Genomic DNA, 15,035 nt, shown 5'->3' with positions numbered 1-15,035 from the left:
GCAACTGGAGGGCCATACACCCATGAAGCTGTATCCGCTATTCGCCGATCTGAAGGGCTTGCCGGTGCTGGTGGTCGGCGGCGGCAAGGTTGCCGGGCGCAAGGTCGCCGCCCTGCGCGCCGCGGGCGCGCAGGTGCGCGTGGGGGCGCCGACGCTCGATGCCGGCCTGGCGCGGCTGGCGCAGGACGGCGAGGTGGCGTGGCTGCAGGGCGAGTACGAGCCCGGCTGGCTCGACGATGTGTGGCTGGTGATCGCCGCCACCGGCGAGCGCGCGGTCAACGCGCGGATCGCGGCCGATGCCGGCGTGCGGCGCGTCCTGGCGAACGTGGTGGACGACGCCGCACTGTCGCGCTTCCATGTGCCGGCGGTGGTCGATCGTGCACCGGTGATGGTGGCCATCTCCACGGGGGGTGCGGCGCCGGCGCTGGCGAGCCGGGTGCGCGAGACGCTGGAACGCGAGCTGGACCACGCCATCGGCGCGCTGGTGGCGCTGGCGCAACGTCATCGTGCCGGCATCGCCGGGCGCTTTCCCGATCTCGCGGAGCGTCGCGGTTTCTATGACTGGCTGCACGACGGGCCGGTGCTGACGCTGCTGCGGCGCGCCCGCGCCGCGGAAGCGGAGCGCGCACTGCTCGATGCGCTGCGCGCCGGCGGGGTACCGCCGCGCAAGGGATCGGTGGTGCTGGTCGGCGCCGGCCCCGGTGATCCGGGCCTGTTGACGCTGGCGGCGCTGCGCGCGCTCGGCCAGGCCGACGTGATCCTGCACGATCAGCTGGTGGGCGACAGGATTCTGGCGATGGCGCGCCGCGATGCGGAACGCATCGACGTGGGCAAGCGCTGCGGCGGACGCCACATGCCGCAGGAGCAGATCCATCGCCTGCTGCTGGCGCAGGCGCGGGAGGGGCGGCGCGTGGTGCGCCTGAAGGGCGGCGACCCGTTCGTGTTCGGCCGGGGCGGCGAGGAGCTGGCCTTCCTGCGGCGCCACGGTGTCGACTGTGAAGTGGTGCCGGGCGTCACCGCCGCCGTGGCGTGCGCGGCGTATGCCGGCATTCCGCTGACCCATCGCGACCATGCCCGCTCGGTCTGCCTGTTGACCGCCCACGGCAAGGACGCCACCGACACGCTGGACGGGCGGGCACTGGCCGATCCGCGGCAGACGCTTGCCGTCTACATGGGCGTGGAGAGGGTGGCGGCGCTGGCGGCGCGATTGAGGGCGCATGGCCGCCCGGCGGAGACGCCGGTGGCCATCGTCGAGAACGGCAGTCTGCCGGGACAGCGCGTGATCGCCGGCACCCTCGGCGAGCTGCCGGAGCTTGCCAGGGTCCACGCCGTCGCCACGCCGGCGCTGCTGATCATCGGCGAGGTGGCGGCCCATGCCCGGGAGCACGCATGGTTCGGCGCACTGGTGGATGGACGTTCCCCGCGCGGTCCGCGCGAGTGCGCCGGCCTGGTGGCGTTGGCCTGATGGCGGGGTCGTCATTCCACGCCGGGGCGTTGTCGCTGGCGGAGCGCATCCGGTGAGCCGGCCCGTCGAGCCGGGGCGGCCGCTGGCAGGGCGTCGCATCGCCGTTCCCGAGTCGCGCGAGCTCGACGTGTTTGCGGCCTTGCTCGAGCGCCGCGGGGCCAGCGTGCTGCGTTGTCCCCTGGTCGACATCCGCGACGCACCCGATCCCGCGCCCGTGCTGGAGTGGCTGCGCATGTTCCGCGACGGCGGTTGCGACGATCTGCTGCTGTTCACCGGCGAAGGTCTGCGCCGCCTGCTCGCGGTGGCGGACCGGCATGGTCCCGGACTGCGGGACGGTTTCGTCGGGCGCCTGGGGCGGGTGCGCGTGGTTGCCCGTGGCCCCAAGCCGGGCCGCGTGCTGCGCGAACTGGGCCTGCGGCCGGACGCGGTCGCCGAGCCCGCCACCACGTCCGGCGTGATCGCCTGCCTGCGCGACTTCGATCTGCGCGGCCGGCGCGTCGGCGTGCAGCTGTACGGCAGCGAGCCCAATGCGCCGTTGATGGCCTTTCTCGCCGCGGCGGATGCCGTGGCACTCCCGGTGGCTCCCTACCGCTACGCCGACGCGGCCGACGACGCCGACGTATGGGACATGGTCGAACGCATGCGCCGAGGCGAGATCGACGCGATGGCGTTCACCAGCCTGCAGCAGGTGGAGCGCCTGTTTCGCCTGGCGGACGCCAGGGGGCAGGGCGCGAGCCTGGACGAGGCGCTGTCGCGCACCGTGGTGGCCGCCGTCGGTCCCCTCGTCGCCGGGGCGCTGTCGCGGCACGGCGTGCACGTCCATGCCGTTCCCCTCGGCAGCTACTACATGAAGCCGCTGACGCAGGCCCTGATCGAGGCCCTGCCTCCCGGGCATCGGGAGGGGACGCCCCGGCCGGGCTTGGCACCACCGGTGCGGAAGGGGTAGAACAGGCAGCCGCGCATCGATGCGCTGCCCGAAGGGCTTTCCCATGGATTTTCCTGCACCCGCCGACGTCGCGCTCACGGAGCTGGCCGAACAGGTTGCGGCCGCTGTCCAGCAGCGCCGCCTGATGCTGGTCACCGCCGAATCCTGTACAGGCGGCTGGATCGCCAAGGCGCTCACCGATCTGCCCGGCAGCTCCGCCTGGTTCGATGCCGGCGTGGTGACCTACAGCTACGAGGCGAAGCAGGCGCTGCTCGGCGTGGATCCGCGCACGCTGGAACATACCGGCGCGGTGAGCGAGGAAACCGTGCTGGAAATGGTTTCCGGCGCACTGGCCCGCTTCGGTGCGGGGGTGGCGGTGGCGGTCACCGGCATCGCCGGTCCCGGCGGCGGCACGCCGGACAAGCCGGTCGGCACGGTATGGATCGCCTGGAAGCGCCGCGGCGGCTACGCCCACGCGCAACTGTTCCATTTCGATGGCGATCGCGAGGCGGTGCGCCGGCAGACCGTGGCCGCGGCGCTCACCGGATTGCGGAAAACCCTGACGGAGTGAGGCGCCGCAGGCTGTCTGGCCGGCTTGACCGGTATGGGATACTCAAGGGCCTGCTTGCGGTCTCCGCAGACAGGCTCTCAGATCGCAGCCCGTGAGACGCGAGCCGGGCATCATGCCCTCCAATCACAGCCCAACCGGAACCAAGACGATGGATGACAACAAGCGCAAGGCGCTCGCCTCCGCCCTCGGCCAGATCGAAAAGCAGTTCGGCAAGGGGGCCGTGATGCGCATGGGCGATCGCACCAACGAGGCGATCGACACCGTGTCCACCGGTTCGCTGGGTCTGGACATCGCACTGGGCGTGGGCGGCCTGCCGCGCGGCCGCGTGATCGAGATCTACGGTCCGGAATCCTCGGGCAAGACCACGCTCACCCTGCAGGTGATCGCCAACTGCCAGAAGAACGGCGGCACCGCCGCGTTCGTCGACGCCGAGCACGCGCTCGATCCCAGCTACGCCGCCAAGCTGGGCGTCAACGTGGACGACCTGCTGGTCTCCCAGCCCGACACCGGCGAGCAGGCGCTGGAAATCGCCGACATGCTGGTGCGCTCCGGTGCCGTGGACGTGGTGGTGGTCGACTCGGTCGCCGCGCTCACGCCCAAGGCCGAGATCGAAGGCGAGATGGGCGATTCCCACGTCGGCCTGCATGCCCGCCTGATGAGCCAGGCGCTGCGCAAGCTCACCGCCAACATCAAGAAGTCCAACTGCCTGGTCATCTTCATCAACCAGATCCGCATGAAGATCGGCGTGATGTTCGGCAATCCCGAGACCACCACCGGCGGCAACGCGCTGAAGTTCTACGCCTCGGTGCGCCTGGATATCCGCCGCATCGGCGCGGTGAAGAAGGGCGAGGAAGTGATCGGCTCGGAAACCCGCGTCAAGGTGGTCAAGAACAAGGTGGCGCCGCCGTTCCGCCAGGCCGAGTTCGAGATCCTCTACGGCGAGGGCTCCTCGCGCGAAGGCGAGATCATCGAGCTGGGCGTGGCGCAGAACCTGATCGACAAGTCCGGCGCCTGGTACAGCTACAAGGGCGACCGCATCGGCCAGGGCAAGGAGAACGTGCGCCAGTTCCTCAAGGACAACCCCGCCATCGCCGACGAGATCGACCGCGAACTGCGCGCCCGCCTGCTGGTGGGCAGCGGCAAGGGCGTCGCGGTCGAGGAGGCAGTCGAGGAGCAAGCCTGATTCGCGCGGCGGTCCATGCCTGGTCGTGGACCGCCGGCTTGCCGCTCAGCAGGTGCCTTTCGCCAGCGCCGTAAACTGTTCGAAGGCCGCGAGCGCGTCCGCTGCGTACATCAGCGACGGACCGCCGCCCATGTAGATGCTCATTCCCAGCGTCTCTTCCACTTCCTGGCGCGTCGCGCCCAGTTTCACCAGCGCCTCGGCGTGGAAGCCGAGGCAGGCGTCGCAGTGCGCGGCCACGCCCAGCGCCAGGGCGATGAGCTCCTTGGTCTTCTTGTCCAGGACTCCATTGCGGCAAGCGGCCTGGGCCATCGCCGAAAAGCCCTGCATGGTGTCGCCGATGTCCGCGCGCAGGATCTTCAGGTTCGAGGAGACATCCTTGGTGATCGATGGGAAATCCTTCGACATGGGACGCCGGTCTCCGCGCATGGGGGTATCGTCGGATCATTGTGTGCCGGCGCCTCAGACGCGTATTGACCAGGATCATGCCGGCCGTCCCATCGATCGGGATGCGGACGGCGCGCGATGCGGGAGCCGGAGATGAAGCGGCGGAACGAAAGCCCCGGCAAGTCGCGGCCGAGTGCCTACGACAAGGCGTTGGGCCTGTTGGCGCGCCGCGAGCAGTCCCGCCGCGAGCTGCGCCGCAAGCTCGACCAGGACGGCTATGCCGGCGACGAAGCCGACGCGGCGCTGGCCAGGCTCAGCGACCAGCACTACCAGGACGATGAGCGTTTCGCCGGCGTGCTTCTGCGCAACCGCGCCGCCCAGGGTTACGGTCCCTTGCGCATTCGCATGGAGCTGAAAACCCACGGCCTGTCCGATGCCGCCATCCGCCGTCTGCTCGACGAGGCGGGCGTGGACTGGAACGCCAACGCAGCTGCCCAGCTGCGCCGCCACTACGGCGGCAAACCCCCCACGGATCGCGCTGAGCAGGGCAAACGGGCACAATTCCTCCTGCGCCGCGGCTTTGCCGCCGCCACGGTAAGATACGCAACCCACGCCGAAGTGGACGACGCCGACGAGGAACGCTGATCGCGGCACGGTCTTGGCGTGCTTTTTTCGCCGCCAACGCAGCCACGCATGAAAACCGCCGACATCCGTTCGACCTTCCTCGACTTCTTCCGCGCGAAAGGCCACGCCATCGTGCCCTCCGCCTCGCTGGTGCCGGCAAGCGACCCGACTCTGCTGTTCACCAACTCGGGCATGGTGCCGTTCAAGAACGTGTTCCTGGGCAGCGAGAAACTGCCCTACGTGCGTGCGGCCGACGTGCAGCGCTGTCTGCGTGCGGGCGGCAAGCACAACGACCTGGATGCCGTGGGCTACACCGCGCGCCACCACACCTTCTTCGAGATGCTGGGCAACTGGTCGTTCGGCGACTACTTCAAGCGCGAGGCGATCGCCTGGGCATGGGAACTGCTCACCCAGGTGCTCAAGCTGCCGGCCGAGAAGTTGTGGGTCACCGTCTACCACACCGACGACGAGGCCTTCGACATCTGGCACCAGCAGGTCGGCGTGCCGGTCGAACGCATCGTGCGCATCGGCGACAACAAGGGGGCGCCGTTTGCCTCGGACAACTTCTGGCAGATGGCCGACACCGGCCCGTGCGGTCCCTGCACCGAGATCTTCTACGACCACGGTCCCGAGGTGGCCGGTGGCCCCCCCGGCTCACCCGACGAGGACGGCGACCGCTACATCGAGATCTGGAACCTGGTGTTCATGCAGTTCGACCGCGCACCCGACGGCACGCTGTCCAAGCTGCCCGCGCCCTGCGTGGATACCGGCATGGGCCTGGAGCGCCTCGCCGCCGTGCTGCAGCACGTGCATTCCAACTACGAGATCGACCTGTTCGCGCACCTGATTCGCGTGGCCTCCCAGCTCACCGGCACGAAGGACCTGGCCAACCAGTCGCTGCGGGTGATCGCCGACCACATCCGCGCCTGCTCGTTCCTGATCGTCGACGGGGTGCTGCCGTCCAACGAGGGTCGCGGCTACGTGCTGCGCCGGATCATCCGCCGCGCCCTGCGCCACGGCTGGATGCTGGGCGTCCGCGGCGACTTCTTCTGGAAGATGGTGCAACCGCTGGTCGAGGAGATGGGGGAGGCCTATCCGGAACTGAAGGAAAAGCAGGGCTTCGTGGAGGACGCGCTGCGCACCGAGGAGCAGCGTTTCGGCGAGACGCTGGAACACGGCATGCGCCTGTTCGACGAGGTGGCCGGCAAGCTCGGCGGCAAGACCATCGCCGGCGAGGACGCGTTCCGCCTCTACGACACCTACGGTTTCCCGGTCGACCTTACCGCCGACATCGCGCGCGAGCGCGGCCTCGACGTGGACATGGCCGGCTTCGAGCAGGCGATGAACGAGCAGCGCGAACGCGCCCGCGCCGCGGGCAAGTTCGAGGCCAAGGGCCAGATGCCGGCGGAACTCGCCAGCCAACTCGCGCCTACCGCCTTCCTCGGTTACGAGGCGCTGGCGGCGCAGGGCTGCAAGGTGCTGGGCATCGTGCGTGACGGTCGCCAGGTCGACCAGCTCGGCGAAGGCGAGCAGGGCTTCGTGATCCTCGACCGCACGCCGTTCTACGCCGAATCCGGTGGCCAGGTGGGCGACACCGGCGCGCTGTCGAACGGCGCGGGTCGCTTCGCCGTAACCGACACGCTGAAGATGGGGGGCGTGTTCTTCGGCCATGCCGGCAGCTGGCATGGCGCGCAACCGCTCAAGGCCGGCGACGTCGCGGACGCGCAGGTGGATGTCGCGCGTCGCCAGGCCATCGTACTCAACCATTCCGCCACCCACCTGTTGCACGCCGCGCTGCGCAAGGTGTTGGGCACCCACGTCACCCAGAAGGGTTCGCTGGTGGCGCCCGAGCGCCTGCGCTTCGACTTCGCCCACCACAAGCCGCTGAGTCGCGGGGAGCTGGCCGAGGTGGAGGCGCTGGTCAACGCCGAGGTGCGTCGCAATGACGAGGCCGAAGTGCGCCACATGGCCTACGACGATGCGATCGCCTACGGCGCGATGGCGTTGTTCGGCGAGAAGTACGGCGATGAAGTGCGCGTGCTGAAGATGGGCGAGTTTTCCACCGAGCTGTGCGGTGGCACCCACGTAAGCCGCACCGGCGACATCGGCCTGTTCAAGATCGTGGCCGAGTCCGGTGTGGCCTCCGGCGTGCGCCGCATCGAGGCTGTCACCGGCAACGGCGCGCTGGCGTTCGTGGCCGACGAGGAGCGCCGCCTTGGCGAGCTGTCGCAGCTGCTCTCCAGCAGCGGCGACGACGCCGTCGACAAGCTGCGCCAGCTGTTCGACAAGCAGAAGAAGCTTGAGCGCGAACTGGAATCGCTGCGGGCCAAGGCGGCCGGCTCCGCCATCGCGGAACTCGCCGGCAGCGCGCACGACGTCGACGGCATCAAGGTGGTCGCCGCGCGGCTGGAGGGCCTGGACGCCAAGGCGCTGCGCGACAGCGTGGACCAGCTCAAGCAGCAACTGGGCGACTGCGTGATCCTGCTGGCGGGCGCCGCGGACGGTCGCGTCGCGCTGATCGCCGGCGTGCACGGCCGCGCGCTGGGCCGCATCAAGGCGGGCGACGTGGTGTCGCACGTGGCGAAGCAGATCGACGGCAAGGGCGGCGGCCGTCCCGACATGGCGCAGGGCGGCGGCGTGGACGTACCCGGACTGCCGACGATCCTCGCGGGCCTGACGTCGTGGACATCCGGCCAGTTGTCAATCTGAGCATTGCGTCAACCCGGCCCCTGCCACAGGTCATGGTGCTCCGCGTTGCGCCGGTGATGGATGCTCGCTAGTATCGCTTGAATGCCGATAGGCGCCAGCCATGCAAGCAATTGGGTGCCGCGGCAGGTAGCAGGATGTAGAGCCGGGAAGGCGGTAGGGCCTTCGACGGGTTGATCGTCGAGCTGCGGTGATGGAGGCTCAGGGGTGAGGCGCCGTCACTTGCGGTCTGGAACCAGGAATTAATGGAGTAGTAATCATGTTGATTCTGACCCGCAGGGTTGGCGAGACCCTGATGATCGGCGACGAGGTGACCGTCACCGTTCTGGGCGTGAAAGGCAATCAGGTGCGCATCGGCATCAATGCGCCGAAGAATGTCGCCGTGCATCGCGAAGAGATCTACCAGCGCATCAAGGGCGAGCACGACTCCGGCTCCGCTCCGGGCGGCGCCGACGAACACTGATCGCGGCATCCGGGCTTTACCTCGAGCCAGCCGGCGGTTATCCTTGCCGGCCCTGACGCAGCATCAAAAATCCGGAGAGATGCCCGAGTGGCCGAAGGGGCTCCCCTGCTAAGGGAGTATAGGGTCAAAAGCCTTATCGAGGGTTCGAATCCCTCTCTCTCCGCCAGATACACAAAACGCCCCCTCGTGGGGCGTTTTGTGTATCTGGCGGAGAAACTCGGCTCGACAAATTCGCCGTGGGCGATTTCGGACCGCCGCAGGCCGGTGCCGGAGTGGGCGGCACGGAAGGGCGGGCCACATCGACGGGGCGATCCCTCGCATCACGCCGGCCCGGCGCCGATCGACGCGTGCCTCCAGTGGGGCACGCGCATCTTGCCGCTACGACACCCGCGCCGCTTCCCGGTGGCGGAAGCCGCGTCCACTGGTCATCACCTCTCCCACGGGTGCCCGATGTTCCCCGCGCTCTCCTGGCCCAGCCTCATCCAGTCGATGGCTTCGAGCACATAGGGAGCGAACAGGAAATCCCGGATCCGGGCGATCCGGCTTTCCGCCCAGTCGATCAGCACAAAGTGAGCGGGACTCGCCATCGGGCCGGTGCTGTCGAAGACCAGCATCGCCGGTTGTCCTTCGACCGCGCCGAGGGCGAACCGCCACTTCGTCACTTCCGCATAGCGCGTGAAATAGGGGGCGATCTTGTCGCTTCCCTGCAGTTGCAGGCGGTTCACCAGGTCGAGCTTCACGTCGTCGGCGAGCATGGCGCGGATCGCATCGAAATCGCCGCTCTGGAACAGATCCACGTAGGCGGCGATCTTCCGCCGGGCCATGTCGGACATCAGCGGCAGCCGGCTGTCTTCGGGTGCCTGTGCGAGTCGGCGCAGCGCGACGCGCCCGCGCTGCAGCGCGGACTTGGCGGCCGCCGGAGAACACCCGGCGATGCCTGCGATCTCGTCGATCGAATGGCCCAGTACGTCCTTGAGGATCACCGCGCAGCGCTGGAGCTCGGGCAACTGCAGGAAGGTCTGAAAGCTGACCGTGACGATGTCCGCCTCGGGTATCGGCGCCGCCTCGATGTCCTCGGTGAGCGGAATGATCGCGTTCCGCGAGCGGGCGCGCAGGAAATCGAGGCTCGTGTTGTGGGCGATGCGAAACAGCCAGCCTTCGAGATTGTCCACGCCGGCGCCCTGGGCCCGCGCGTGCAGGGCCTTGACGAGCACGTCCTGCAGGACGTCCTCGCCATCGATCGCCGATCCGGTCATGCGCGCACAGTAGCGATGGAGGCGCGGGCGCAGCGCGTTCAGGCGATCCTCGAATGCGTCCGTGTTCATGTCGGAACCTGCTGTGTCGGTGCGACCCGACGCGCCAAGGATGGGATGTCGGCGAGTATTCGCGCGAGGGTGGCCGGTTGCGACAGGAAGAGCGAGTGGCTGCTCTCCAGGGTATGGGTGATTGTCTTGTTGCCGATGGCGGCGTCCATCGCCGCAATCATGTGATCCTGGCCGGCCAAGGGGATGGCGCAATCCTGCGTGCAGCGGATGTAGTGGCGCGGCACCGAGCCGAATCGCTCCCGGGTGACTGCCGATGGCGCCAACGCGCCAGCGTTTGATTCGTCGCAATGGAGTTGTGATGCGGCGTGCGTGAAATCCGCCGCGCTCACATCGTGGTAGAACGCGGCCTTGAGCAGCGACCGGTAGGCGGGGTCGGTCGAACCGGGATGAATCCGGGTGGCGCCTATGGTGGCGGGATTGCCCACGAACAGCCGCGGCGCCAATGCTGAAGACAGCGTTTCGTGCTGGAGCATTTCAAGCAGAGTCGTGCCGTTTGGCACCATGAAGCCGGCGAGATACACCACCGCGTGCAACAGCGCCGGCACCTGCTCGGCAACCGCCGAAATCGTCATGCCGCCGGCCGAATGCCCGACCAGCACGCCCTTGCCCCGCGAGGCGGCCTCCTTTACCAGTGCGACCACCGCCTGTGCCCGCTGGTCTTGCGTCACGCCGGCGTTTGGCGACCGCTCGGTGGCGAACGCGACGGGGTCGAACGGTGTGCAATCCAGCGATGCCGGCGCGAGGGCATGAGCTCCGGCACCGGGAAGATCCAGCGTCAGGGCCTCGAAGCCACCGGCTTCGAGCAAGGGTGCAACGCGGTCCCACGCCGAACGGTTGTGCCAACCGCCGTGGATCAGGACAAAAACCGTCTTGCTTGCCGACATGGATGAGCTCTCTTGGTTTGTTGCCGTCGCGGGGCTGCTCAAACGTCCCTGCTGGCGAAAAGAAACATCTGGACACCCGAATCGTCGGGGGCGAAAAGCCGTCGATCCGCCCCGGCGGCCCGCCCCTCCGGGCTTGCGAATGCCTTTTCGATCGCGGTGAGGTCGTCGAAATGCAGGGTACCTATCCGGTGGACGCCGGAGGCGCCCACCGGAGTCGCGATGCGGCCGTCGCTCACCTCGTATCTCCTCAGGCCCGGAATTTTCCAGGCGAGCGGCACATGGACGTCGAAGTAATGGCGGTCGAATGCCTCAGGATCCTTCGGCGTAGGGTAGATCACCAACATCCTGGCCACGGCGGTTCTCCTCGTTGGGTTGCGTGATGCGGATCCTGGCGGGGCGCCGTCAACGGGCTTCGCTCGCCACTGTCGACCCCATGATCGACTCCAGGCTCGCCAACGCGCTGATCTGCGGGAAGCAGGCTTTCATGCGCGGATCGCTGCGCATCGCTTCCACGGCGGCGGGGCTCTCCCACTCGGAGTAGATGACGACGCCGGCGCCGTCCGCGGCCGCGATCAGCCGGGTCTTCCTCCAGCCGTGGAGCGTGCGGATCACGCTGTCGATGTTCTGCTTCAGGAGCGCGACCAGCGCATCCTGCTTCCCGGGTTCGACCTTCAGCAGGTTGATCAGGACAACGGATTCGTCGGACATGGCATACCTCCTTCTGTTTGGGATGCACCAAGGACGATCCGGGAGGGGAAAACGGATCGCGACCTGACGACGTCCTCGCAGTCCAGGCGACGTTGACCTTTCTTGTCCGGCTCGCGGACGTCGAACGGGCCGGGTGACGCGGCGGCCACGCCGGTGGCGAACGGCGGGGCGGCGGCGAGCGGCCAGCGGTTTCGTGCAACGGCGGTGGTTGCAGGTGGTCCTCGATGCGGCGCGGTTCCGTGTGGCGGACGCGCGGGAAAGAACCCGCGAAACTGCGCGCCAGGGCAGATCCGCGAGGGCGGCAACCCTGACCAGGGTCATGGATGCGCCGGCGCATGTCGGCGACGATGGCCGGGTCGCCAGCCACGGCGTCACGCTCTACCATGCCCGCATGCACGCACCTGTCCGTACCGATTTCCGCCCGGCCGTCCTGGCCGACGTTCCCGCCGTGGTGGCGCTGGTCGAATCCGCCTACCGCGGCGAGTCCGGCCGCCGCGGCTGGACGACCGAGTCCGACCTGCTGGACGGCCAGCGCACCGATGCCGCCGGCGTGGCGGCGCTGCTGGACCAGGCCGACAGCATGGTGCTGCTGGCCGAGCGCGACGGGGTGCTGCTGGCCAGCTGCCACGTCGAGCGGCGCGGCGACTGCGGCTACTTCGGCATGTTCGCGGTCGATCCCGCCCGGCAGGGCGGCGGCCTGGGCAGGGCCGTGCTCGCCGAGGCGGAGCGCATCGCGCGCGAGGAGTGGCGGTGCCGCGCGATGCACATGACGGTGATCGTGCAGCGCGCGGAACTGATCGCCTGGTACGAGCGCCGCGGCTATCGCCGTACCGGCGAATTCCAGCCGTTCCCCTACGGCGACGAGCGTTTCGGCATCCCGCGACGCGACGACCTGCGGTTCGAGGTGCTGCGCAAGGAGTTTGCCGGGGTGCCGGCATGAGCCTGGCGAACGAGGGTTGGGTGCGGGTAGGCACGCGCAGCGAAGTGCTGCCGGGCGAGTTCAAGGTGGTGTTTGACGGCGACACGCCGATTGCCGTCTACAACATCGACGGCGACCTCTATGCAATCGAGGACGTGTGCACCCATGACGGCGGCGACCTCGCCGGCGGCGAGGTGTTCGGCTTCGAGGTGGAGTGTCCGCGTCACGGTGCGCGCTTCGACCTGCGCAGCGGCGCGGTGACGCGGCCGCCCGCGGTGGAGCCGGTGGCCAGTTTCCCGGTGCGCGAGGAAGACGGCGCGATCTGGACGCGCGACGACCGTTGACGGCCCGCCTCGTCATGGAGCGGGGCCAGGCCAAGGGGGGAGCGATGAGGCGTGCGTGGCGTGTGGTGCTGGCGTTCGCCATCCCGTGGCTGTTGTACCAGTCCGCCGAGGGCGTGGGCATGCGCTGGCTGCACAACGCCGCGGTGCGCGACGTGCTGATGACGGCCAGCGTGCTGGTGGCGTGGCCGTTGTCGCGCTGGCTGGGCTGGAGTGGTTTCGGCGCGTATGCGCTGGGCGGCGATGGCGGGTGGCGATGGCTGCCCGGCGGGCTGCTGCTGGCGGTGCTGGCGAAGTTCGCCGCGGTGTGGCTGGGGCTGCGGCTCGGCGTGTACGTGGCGGACGCGCAGGCGCCGGCGGCTACGCTGGCCAGCCTGCTGCCAGCCCTGCCGATGCTGCTGCTGGCCACCTTCGTGCCCTCGCTGGCCGAGGACATCCTCACGCGCGGCTACTGGTACCGCGCCGCCGGCATCCGTTGGCGCAGCGGCACGCTGTTCGTGCTGGTCTCCGCCACGATCTTCGTGCTCAACCACATCTACCGGCTGGGCAACGGGCCGCAGGAATGGCTGATGCTGTTCGCCTTCGGCCTGCCTTACGCAACGGCGCTGTGGCGCAGCGGCAGCCTGTGGGCTGCCGTGGGGTTGCACTGGGGCTGGAATCTGGGCAACGGCCTGCAGGCGTCGCTGCTGCCGGTGGCGTTGCGCAGCGCACACGGCGGCGCCAGCCTCTCCATCGCGGCGCACCTGGTGATGCTGGCCGCCGTGCTGCTGGCGGCGCGGCGCGCATCAAAAATGGTAGACGAAGGCCAGTGACTCGGTGAGCTGGCTGCGTGAGCCGTACCGGCGCACCAGCGGACTGGCGGCGGCGTGGCCGAGTACGTAGCCGTATTCGAGCGAGGCGGCCAGCCCGGTGTGCTTGCCGGTGGGCAGGAACAGGTCGTACTCCAGCGTGGCGAGTTCGCTGCCCGCGCCCGGTTGCCATACCGGCACGCCCAGCGCCTGCGCCGAGGCAGGCTTCAGGCCGAAGAAGCGGCGCATCGCTGCGCCGTTCATCGATTGCCAGCGCAGTTCCAGCGACTGCTCCATCAGGCCGAGCCTGGGCGGATTCCACCCGGCATAGAACTCCAGGTAGGCGCCCGCGCCGTTGACGTCGTGGCTGAGGCGCATGCCGGCGTCCAGCTGCCGATCAAAATCCCACTCCAGAAAACCGCCACCGGTGGCGCGCGGTGCCAGGGTGGGAACCTTGCCGGCCAGCGTGCCGAGGTCGTCGTGGTCGCGGCCCCACTGGAAGCCGCCGTAGAGGCCTCCATGCAGGTGCGCACCGCGGACCAGGTCGTACTGCAGGCCGTCCTCGGTGGACAGGCTGAAACCGTACTGCGGCAGCTCGATGTCCACGAACGGGACCGGGTCGCTGCGATGCGTGCGTGCCCCGACCCAGCCGGGCATGTGCTGCATGCCGGCGCCGACCGCCAGTGTCGACACGTTGTCGGAATCGGCCAGGGCGCAGGGCGGCAGCGACAGGCACAGCAGGGCGAACAACAGGCGCGGGCGGGCGACGGACATGGGCAGGCAGGACAGGGGACCGGGTCAGCTTAACGGGTGTCCGCGCGTCCGGTTGTCAAAGACAATGCGCCCGCTCAGCCCGGGTTTGGCTGCCGGTTGTGGGCCGGATGGCCCGCGTGCCCCCGGGGTCGCCGTGGTGCTGCGACCTGCCGCACGCGATCGGGTCAGCGCTCCGGCGCGTCGGGCCGGGGGAAAGGGCGCCGAAAGGCAGCCTGCCTACCGTGACTCCCATGACTGCTGTGAGTGCGCCATCGATGCCCGTGTCCGGCTGGACCATCCTGTGTGATTTCGACGGCACCATTTCCGTCGAGGACGTGATCGACTCGCTGCTCGACCGCTTCGGCCGCCCGGGCTGGGAAGTGCTGGAGCAGGATTGGCGCGCCGGCCGCATCGGCTCGCGCGAATGCATGGCCGGCCAGGTCGAACTTTTGCAGATGAGCCGTGCCGAGCTGGACGAGCACCTGCGCGAGCTGTGGATCGACCATGCCTTCCCGGGCTTCGTGGCGAAGGCTCGCGAACTCAACGTGCCGATCCGCATCGTCAGCGACGGCCTCGACTACGCGATCCACCAGATCCTCGGCCGCTACGGCCTGGACGACCTGCCGCTGGCCGCGAACCACCTTGCACCCGCCACACCGCCGAAGCAGTGGCAGCTCACCTCGCCGTTCCAGGCCGAGGGCTGCCGCAGCGGCACCTGCAAGTGCGCCTGCGTGGCGCAGGCCCGCACCACGGGTGCCAAGACCCTGCTGATCGGCGACGGTGCTTCGGACTTCTGCGCCGCCGACCGCGTGGACTTCGTGTTCGCCAAGCACCGCCTGATCGAACACTGCCGCGCCGCCGGCATCCCGTACATGCCGATCACCGGCTTCGAGGACGCGCTGGAATACCTGCCGCGCCTGCTCGACGGCACGCTGGCGCAGCACGCGCGCTATCACGAGGCGGCGGCGGCCTGAGCGGCCGCTGCGCTTCCTCGCA

At 69.0% G+C, this 15,035-nt stretch carries 17 protein-coding genes and 1 tRNA gene; 12 read left to right on the top strand and 6 right to left on the bottom strand.

Translation table 11 applies throughout. The annotated features are described in order from the left end of the window. Positions 1-22: 22 nt before the first annotated feature. From cysG to recA, 4 genes are all read left to right on the top strand, one after another. Positions 23-1,465: a siroheme synthase CysG gene (gene cysG, locus ACQGNW_RS17370; RefSeq protein ID WP_426664635.1), complete on the top strand. Its 1,443-nt coding sequence runs from the start codon at positions 23-25 to the stop codon at positions 1,463-1,465. 52 nt (positions 1,466-1,517) lie between these two features. Then, entirely contained in the window at positions 1,518-2,411 is an 894-nt protein-coding gene (locus ACQGNW_RS17365; RefSeq protein WP_426664634.1) for a uroporphyrinogen-III synthase, read from the top strand. A gap of 43 nt (positions 2,412-2,454) precedes the next feature. Next, the gene (locus tag ACQGNW_RS17360; RefSeq protein ID WP_426664633.1) at positions 2,455-2,961 is read left to right on the top strand and encodes a CinA family protein; all 507 of its coding nucleotides are present in this window, start codon (positions 2,455-2,457) and stop codon (positions 2,959-2,961) included. A 148-nt stretch (positions 2,962-3,109) separates the two neighbouring features. Further along, positions 3,110-4,144 (top strand): recombinase RecA, encoded by a 1,035-nt coding sequence (recA, locus tag ACQGNW_RS17355; RefSeq protein ID WP_426664632.1) that lies wholly within the window; start codon positions 3,110-3,112, stop codon positions 4,142-4,144. 45 nt (positions 4,145-4,189) lie between these two features. Here recA and ACQGNW_RS17350 read toward each other — a convergent pair whose 3' ends face one another. After that, entirely contained in the window at positions 4,190-4,549 is a 360-nt protein-coding gene (locus ACQGNW_RS17350) for a carboxymuconolactone decarboxylase family protein (RefSeq protein WP_426664631.1), read from the bottom strand. 132 nt (positions 4,550-4,681) lie between these two features. Here ACQGNW_RS17350 and ACQGNW_RS17345 point away from each other — a divergent pair, with 132 nt between their 5' ends. The 4 genes from ACQGNW_RS17345 (at position 4,682) to ACQGNW_RS17330 (ending at position 8,487) form a co-directional block, all read left to right on the top strand. Then, positions 4,682-5,173: a regulatory protein RecX gene (locus tag ACQGNW_RS17345; RefSeq protein WP_426664630.1), complete on the top strand. Its 492-nt coding sequence runs from the start codon at positions 4,682-4,684 to the stop codon at positions 5,171-5,173. A gap of 48 nt (positions 5,174-5,221) precedes the next feature. After that, positions 5,222-7,861: an alanine--tRNA ligase gene (gene alaS, locus ACQGNW_RS17340; RefSeq protein WP_426664629.1), complete on the top strand. Its 2,640-nt coding sequence runs from the start codon at positions 5,222-5,224 to the stop codon at positions 7,859-7,861. A 256-nt stretch (positions 7,862-8,117) separates the two neighbouring features. Further along, on the top strand, positions 8,118-8,321 hold the full coding sequence (gene csrA / locus ACQGNW_RS17335) for a carbon storage regulator CsrA (RefSeq protein WP_426664628.1): 204 nt from the start codon (positions 8,118-8,120) through the stop codon (positions 8,319-8,321). A gap of 73 nt (positions 8,322-8,394) precedes the next feature. Next, positions 8,395-8,487 (top strand) — tRNA-Ser (locus tag ACQGNW_RS17330). A 262-nt stretch (positions 8,488-8,749) separates the two neighbouring features. Here the strand turns inward: ACQGNW_RS17330 and ACQGNW_RS17325 are convergent. The 4 genes from ACQGNW_RS17325 to ACQGNW_RS17310 are packed head-to-tail and all read right to left on the bottom strand — an operon-like array spanning position 8,750 to position 11,238. Next, positions 8,750-9,646, bottom strand: coding sequence for a sigma-70 family RNA polymerase sigma factor (locus ACQGNW_RS17325; RefSeq protein ID WP_426664627.1), 897 nt, complete (start codon positions 9,644-9,646; stop codon positions 8,750-8,752). Then, positions 9,643-10,530, bottom strand: coding sequence for an alpha/beta fold hydrolase (locus ACQGNW_RS17320; RefSeq protein WP_426664626.1), 888 nt, complete (start codon positions 10,528-10,530; stop codon positions 9,643-9,645). The genes ACQGNW_RS17325 and ACQGNW_RS17320 overlap by 4 nt, the downstream gene beginning before the upstream one ends. Positions 10,531-10,568: 38 nt before the next feature. Further along, positions 10,569-10,874: an EthD family reductase gene (locus ACQGNW_RS17315; RefSeq protein WP_426664625.1), complete on the bottom strand. Its 306-nt coding sequence runs from the start codon at positions 10,872-10,874 to the stop codon at positions 10,569-10,571. Between the two features lie 58 nt (positions 10,875-10,932). Next, positions 10,933-11,238, bottom strand: a complete 306-nt coding sequence (locus ACQGNW_RS17310) for an antibiotic biosynthesis monooxygenase family protein (RefSeq protein WP_426664624.1) — start codon at positions 11,236-11,238, stop codon at positions 10,933-10,935. A 391-nt stretch (positions 11,239-11,629) separates the two neighbouring features. Between ACQGNW_RS17310 and ACQGNW_RS17305 the strand changes: the two genes are divergently transcribed. The 3 genes from ACQGNW_RS17305 to ACQGNW_RS17295 are packed head-to-tail and all read left to right on the top strand — an operon-like array spanning position 11,630 to position 13,310. Continuing rightward, positions 11,630-12,178 carry a GNAT family N-acetyltransferase gene (locus ACQGNW_RS17305; protein ID WP_426664623.1) on the top strand — a complete coding sequence of 183 codons (549 nt, stop codon included), beginning with the start codon at positions 11,630-11,632 and terminating at the stop codon, positions 12,176-12,178. After that, positions 12,175-12,501 carry a non-heme iron oxygenase ferredoxin subunit gene (locus ACQGNW_RS17300; protein WP_426664622.1) on the top strand — a complete coding sequence of 109 codons (327 nt, stop codon included), beginning with the start codon at positions 12,175-12,177 and terminating at the stop codon, positions 12,499-12,501. The genes ACQGNW_RS17305 and ACQGNW_RS17300 overlap by 4 nt, the downstream gene beginning before the upstream one ends. Before the next feature lie 44 nt (positions 12,502-12,545). Continuing rightward, positions 12,546-13,310, top strand: a complete 765-nt coding sequence (locus ACQGNW_RS17295; RefSeq protein WP_426664621.1) for a CPBP family intramembrane glutamic endopeptidase — start codon at positions 12,546-12,548, stop codon at positions 13,308-13,310. Here the strand turns inward: ACQGNW_RS17295 and ACQGNW_RS17290 are convergent. Further along, positions 13,284-14,060 carry a MipA/OmpV family protein gene (locus ACQGNW_RS17290; protein ID WP_426664620.1) on the bottom strand — a complete coding sequence of 259 codons (777 nt, stop codon included), beginning with the start codon at positions 14,058-14,060 and terminating at the stop codon, positions 13,284-13,286. The two genes, ACQGNW_RS17295 and ACQGNW_RS17290, sit on opposite strands and share 27 nt — an antisense overlap. 254 nt (positions 14,061-14,314) lie before the next feature. On the opposite strand from ACQGNW_RS17290, the gene ACQGNW_RS17285 reads away from it, so the two are divergent. Then, positions 14,315-15,013, top strand: a complete 699-nt coding sequence (locus ACQGNW_RS17285; protein WP_426664790.1) for an MtnX-like HAD-IB family phosphatase — start codon at positions 14,315-14,317, stop codon at positions 15,011-15,013. Positions 15,014-15,035: the final 22 nt, after the last annotated feature.

Source organism: Rhodanobacter aciditrophus, assembly GCF_050026795.1.
GTDB lineage: Bacteria > Pseudomonadota > Gammaproteobacteria > Xanthomonadales > Rhodanobacteraceae > Rhodanobacter_A.
The sequence above is the reverse complement of the archived record's forward strand: the minus strand, read 5'-3'. Positions and strand labels throughout refer to the sequence as shown.

What these genes read in the sequence shown, in the direction of transcription:
- cysG (WP_426664635.1), top strand. Translation starts at nt 23, where the DNA reads ATGAAGCTGTATCCGCTATTCGCCGATCTGAAGGGCTTGCCGGTGCTG.
- ACQGNW_RS17360 (WP_426664633.1), top strand. Translation starts at nt 2,455, where the DNA reads ATGGATTTTCCTGCACCCGCCGACGTCGCGCTCACGGAGCTGGCCGAA.
- recA (WP_426664632.1), top strand. Translation starts at nt 3,110, where the DNA reads ATGGATGACAACAAGCGCAAGGCGCTCGCCTCCGCCCTCGGCCAGATC.
- ACQGNW_RS17350 (WP_426664631.1), bottom strand. Translation starts at nt 4,549, where the DNA reads ATGTCGAAGGATTTCCCATCGATCACCAAGGATGTCTCCTCGAACCTG.
- ACQGNW_RS17345 (WP_426664630.1), top strand. Translation starts at nt 4,682, where the DNA reads ATGAAGCGGCGGAACGAAAGCCCCGGCAAGTCGCGGCCGAGTGCCTAC.
- alaS (WP_426664629.1), top strand. Translation starts at nt 5,222, where the DNA reads ATGAAAACCGCCGACATCCGTTCGACCTTCCTCGACTTCTTCCGCGCG.
- csrA (WP_426664628.1), top strand. Translation starts at nt 8,118, where the DNA reads ATGTTGATTCTGACCCGCAGGGTTGGCGAGACCCTGATGATCGGCGAC.
- ACQGNW_RS17325 (WP_426664627.1), bottom strand. Translation starts at nt 9,646, where the DNA reads ATGAACACGGACGCATTCGAGGATCGCCTGAACGCGCTGCGCCCGCGC.
- ACQGNW_RS17320 (WP_426664626.1), bottom strand. Translation starts at nt 10,530, where the DNA reads ATGTCGGCAAGCAAGACGGTTTTTGTCCTGATCCACGGCGGTTGGCAC.
- ACQGNW_RS17315 (WP_426664625.1), bottom strand. Translation starts at nt 10,874, where the DNA reads ATGTTGGTGATCTACCCTACGCCGAAGGATCCTGAGGCATTCGACCGC.
- ACQGNW_RS17310 (WP_426664624.1), bottom strand. Translation starts at nt 11,238, where the DNA reads ATGTCCGACGAATCCGTTGTCCTGATCAACCTGCTGAAGGTCGAACCC.
- ACQGNW_RS17305 (WP_426664623.1), top strand. Translation starts at nt 11,630, where the DNA reads ATGCACGCACCTGTCCGTACCGATTTCCGCCCGGCCGTCCTGGCCGAC.
- ACQGNW_RS17300 (WP_426664622.1), top strand. Translation starts at nt 12,175, where the DNA reads ATGAGCCTGGCGAACGAGGGTTGGGTGCGGGTAGGCACGCGCAGCGAA.
- ACQGNW_RS17295 (WP_426664621.1), top strand. Translation starts at nt 12,546, where the DNA reads ATGAGGCGTGCGTGGCGTGTGGTGCTGGCGTTCGCCATCCCGTGGCTG.
- ACQGNW_RS17290 (WP_426664620.1), bottom strand. Translation starts at nt 14,060, where the DNA reads ATGTCCGTCGCCCGCCCGCGCCTGTTGTTCGCCCTGCTGTGCCTGTCG.
- ACQGNW_RS17285 (WP_426664790.1), top strand. Translation starts at nt 14,315, where the DNA reads ATGCCCGTGTCCGGCTGGACCATCCTGTGTGATTTCGACGGCACCATT.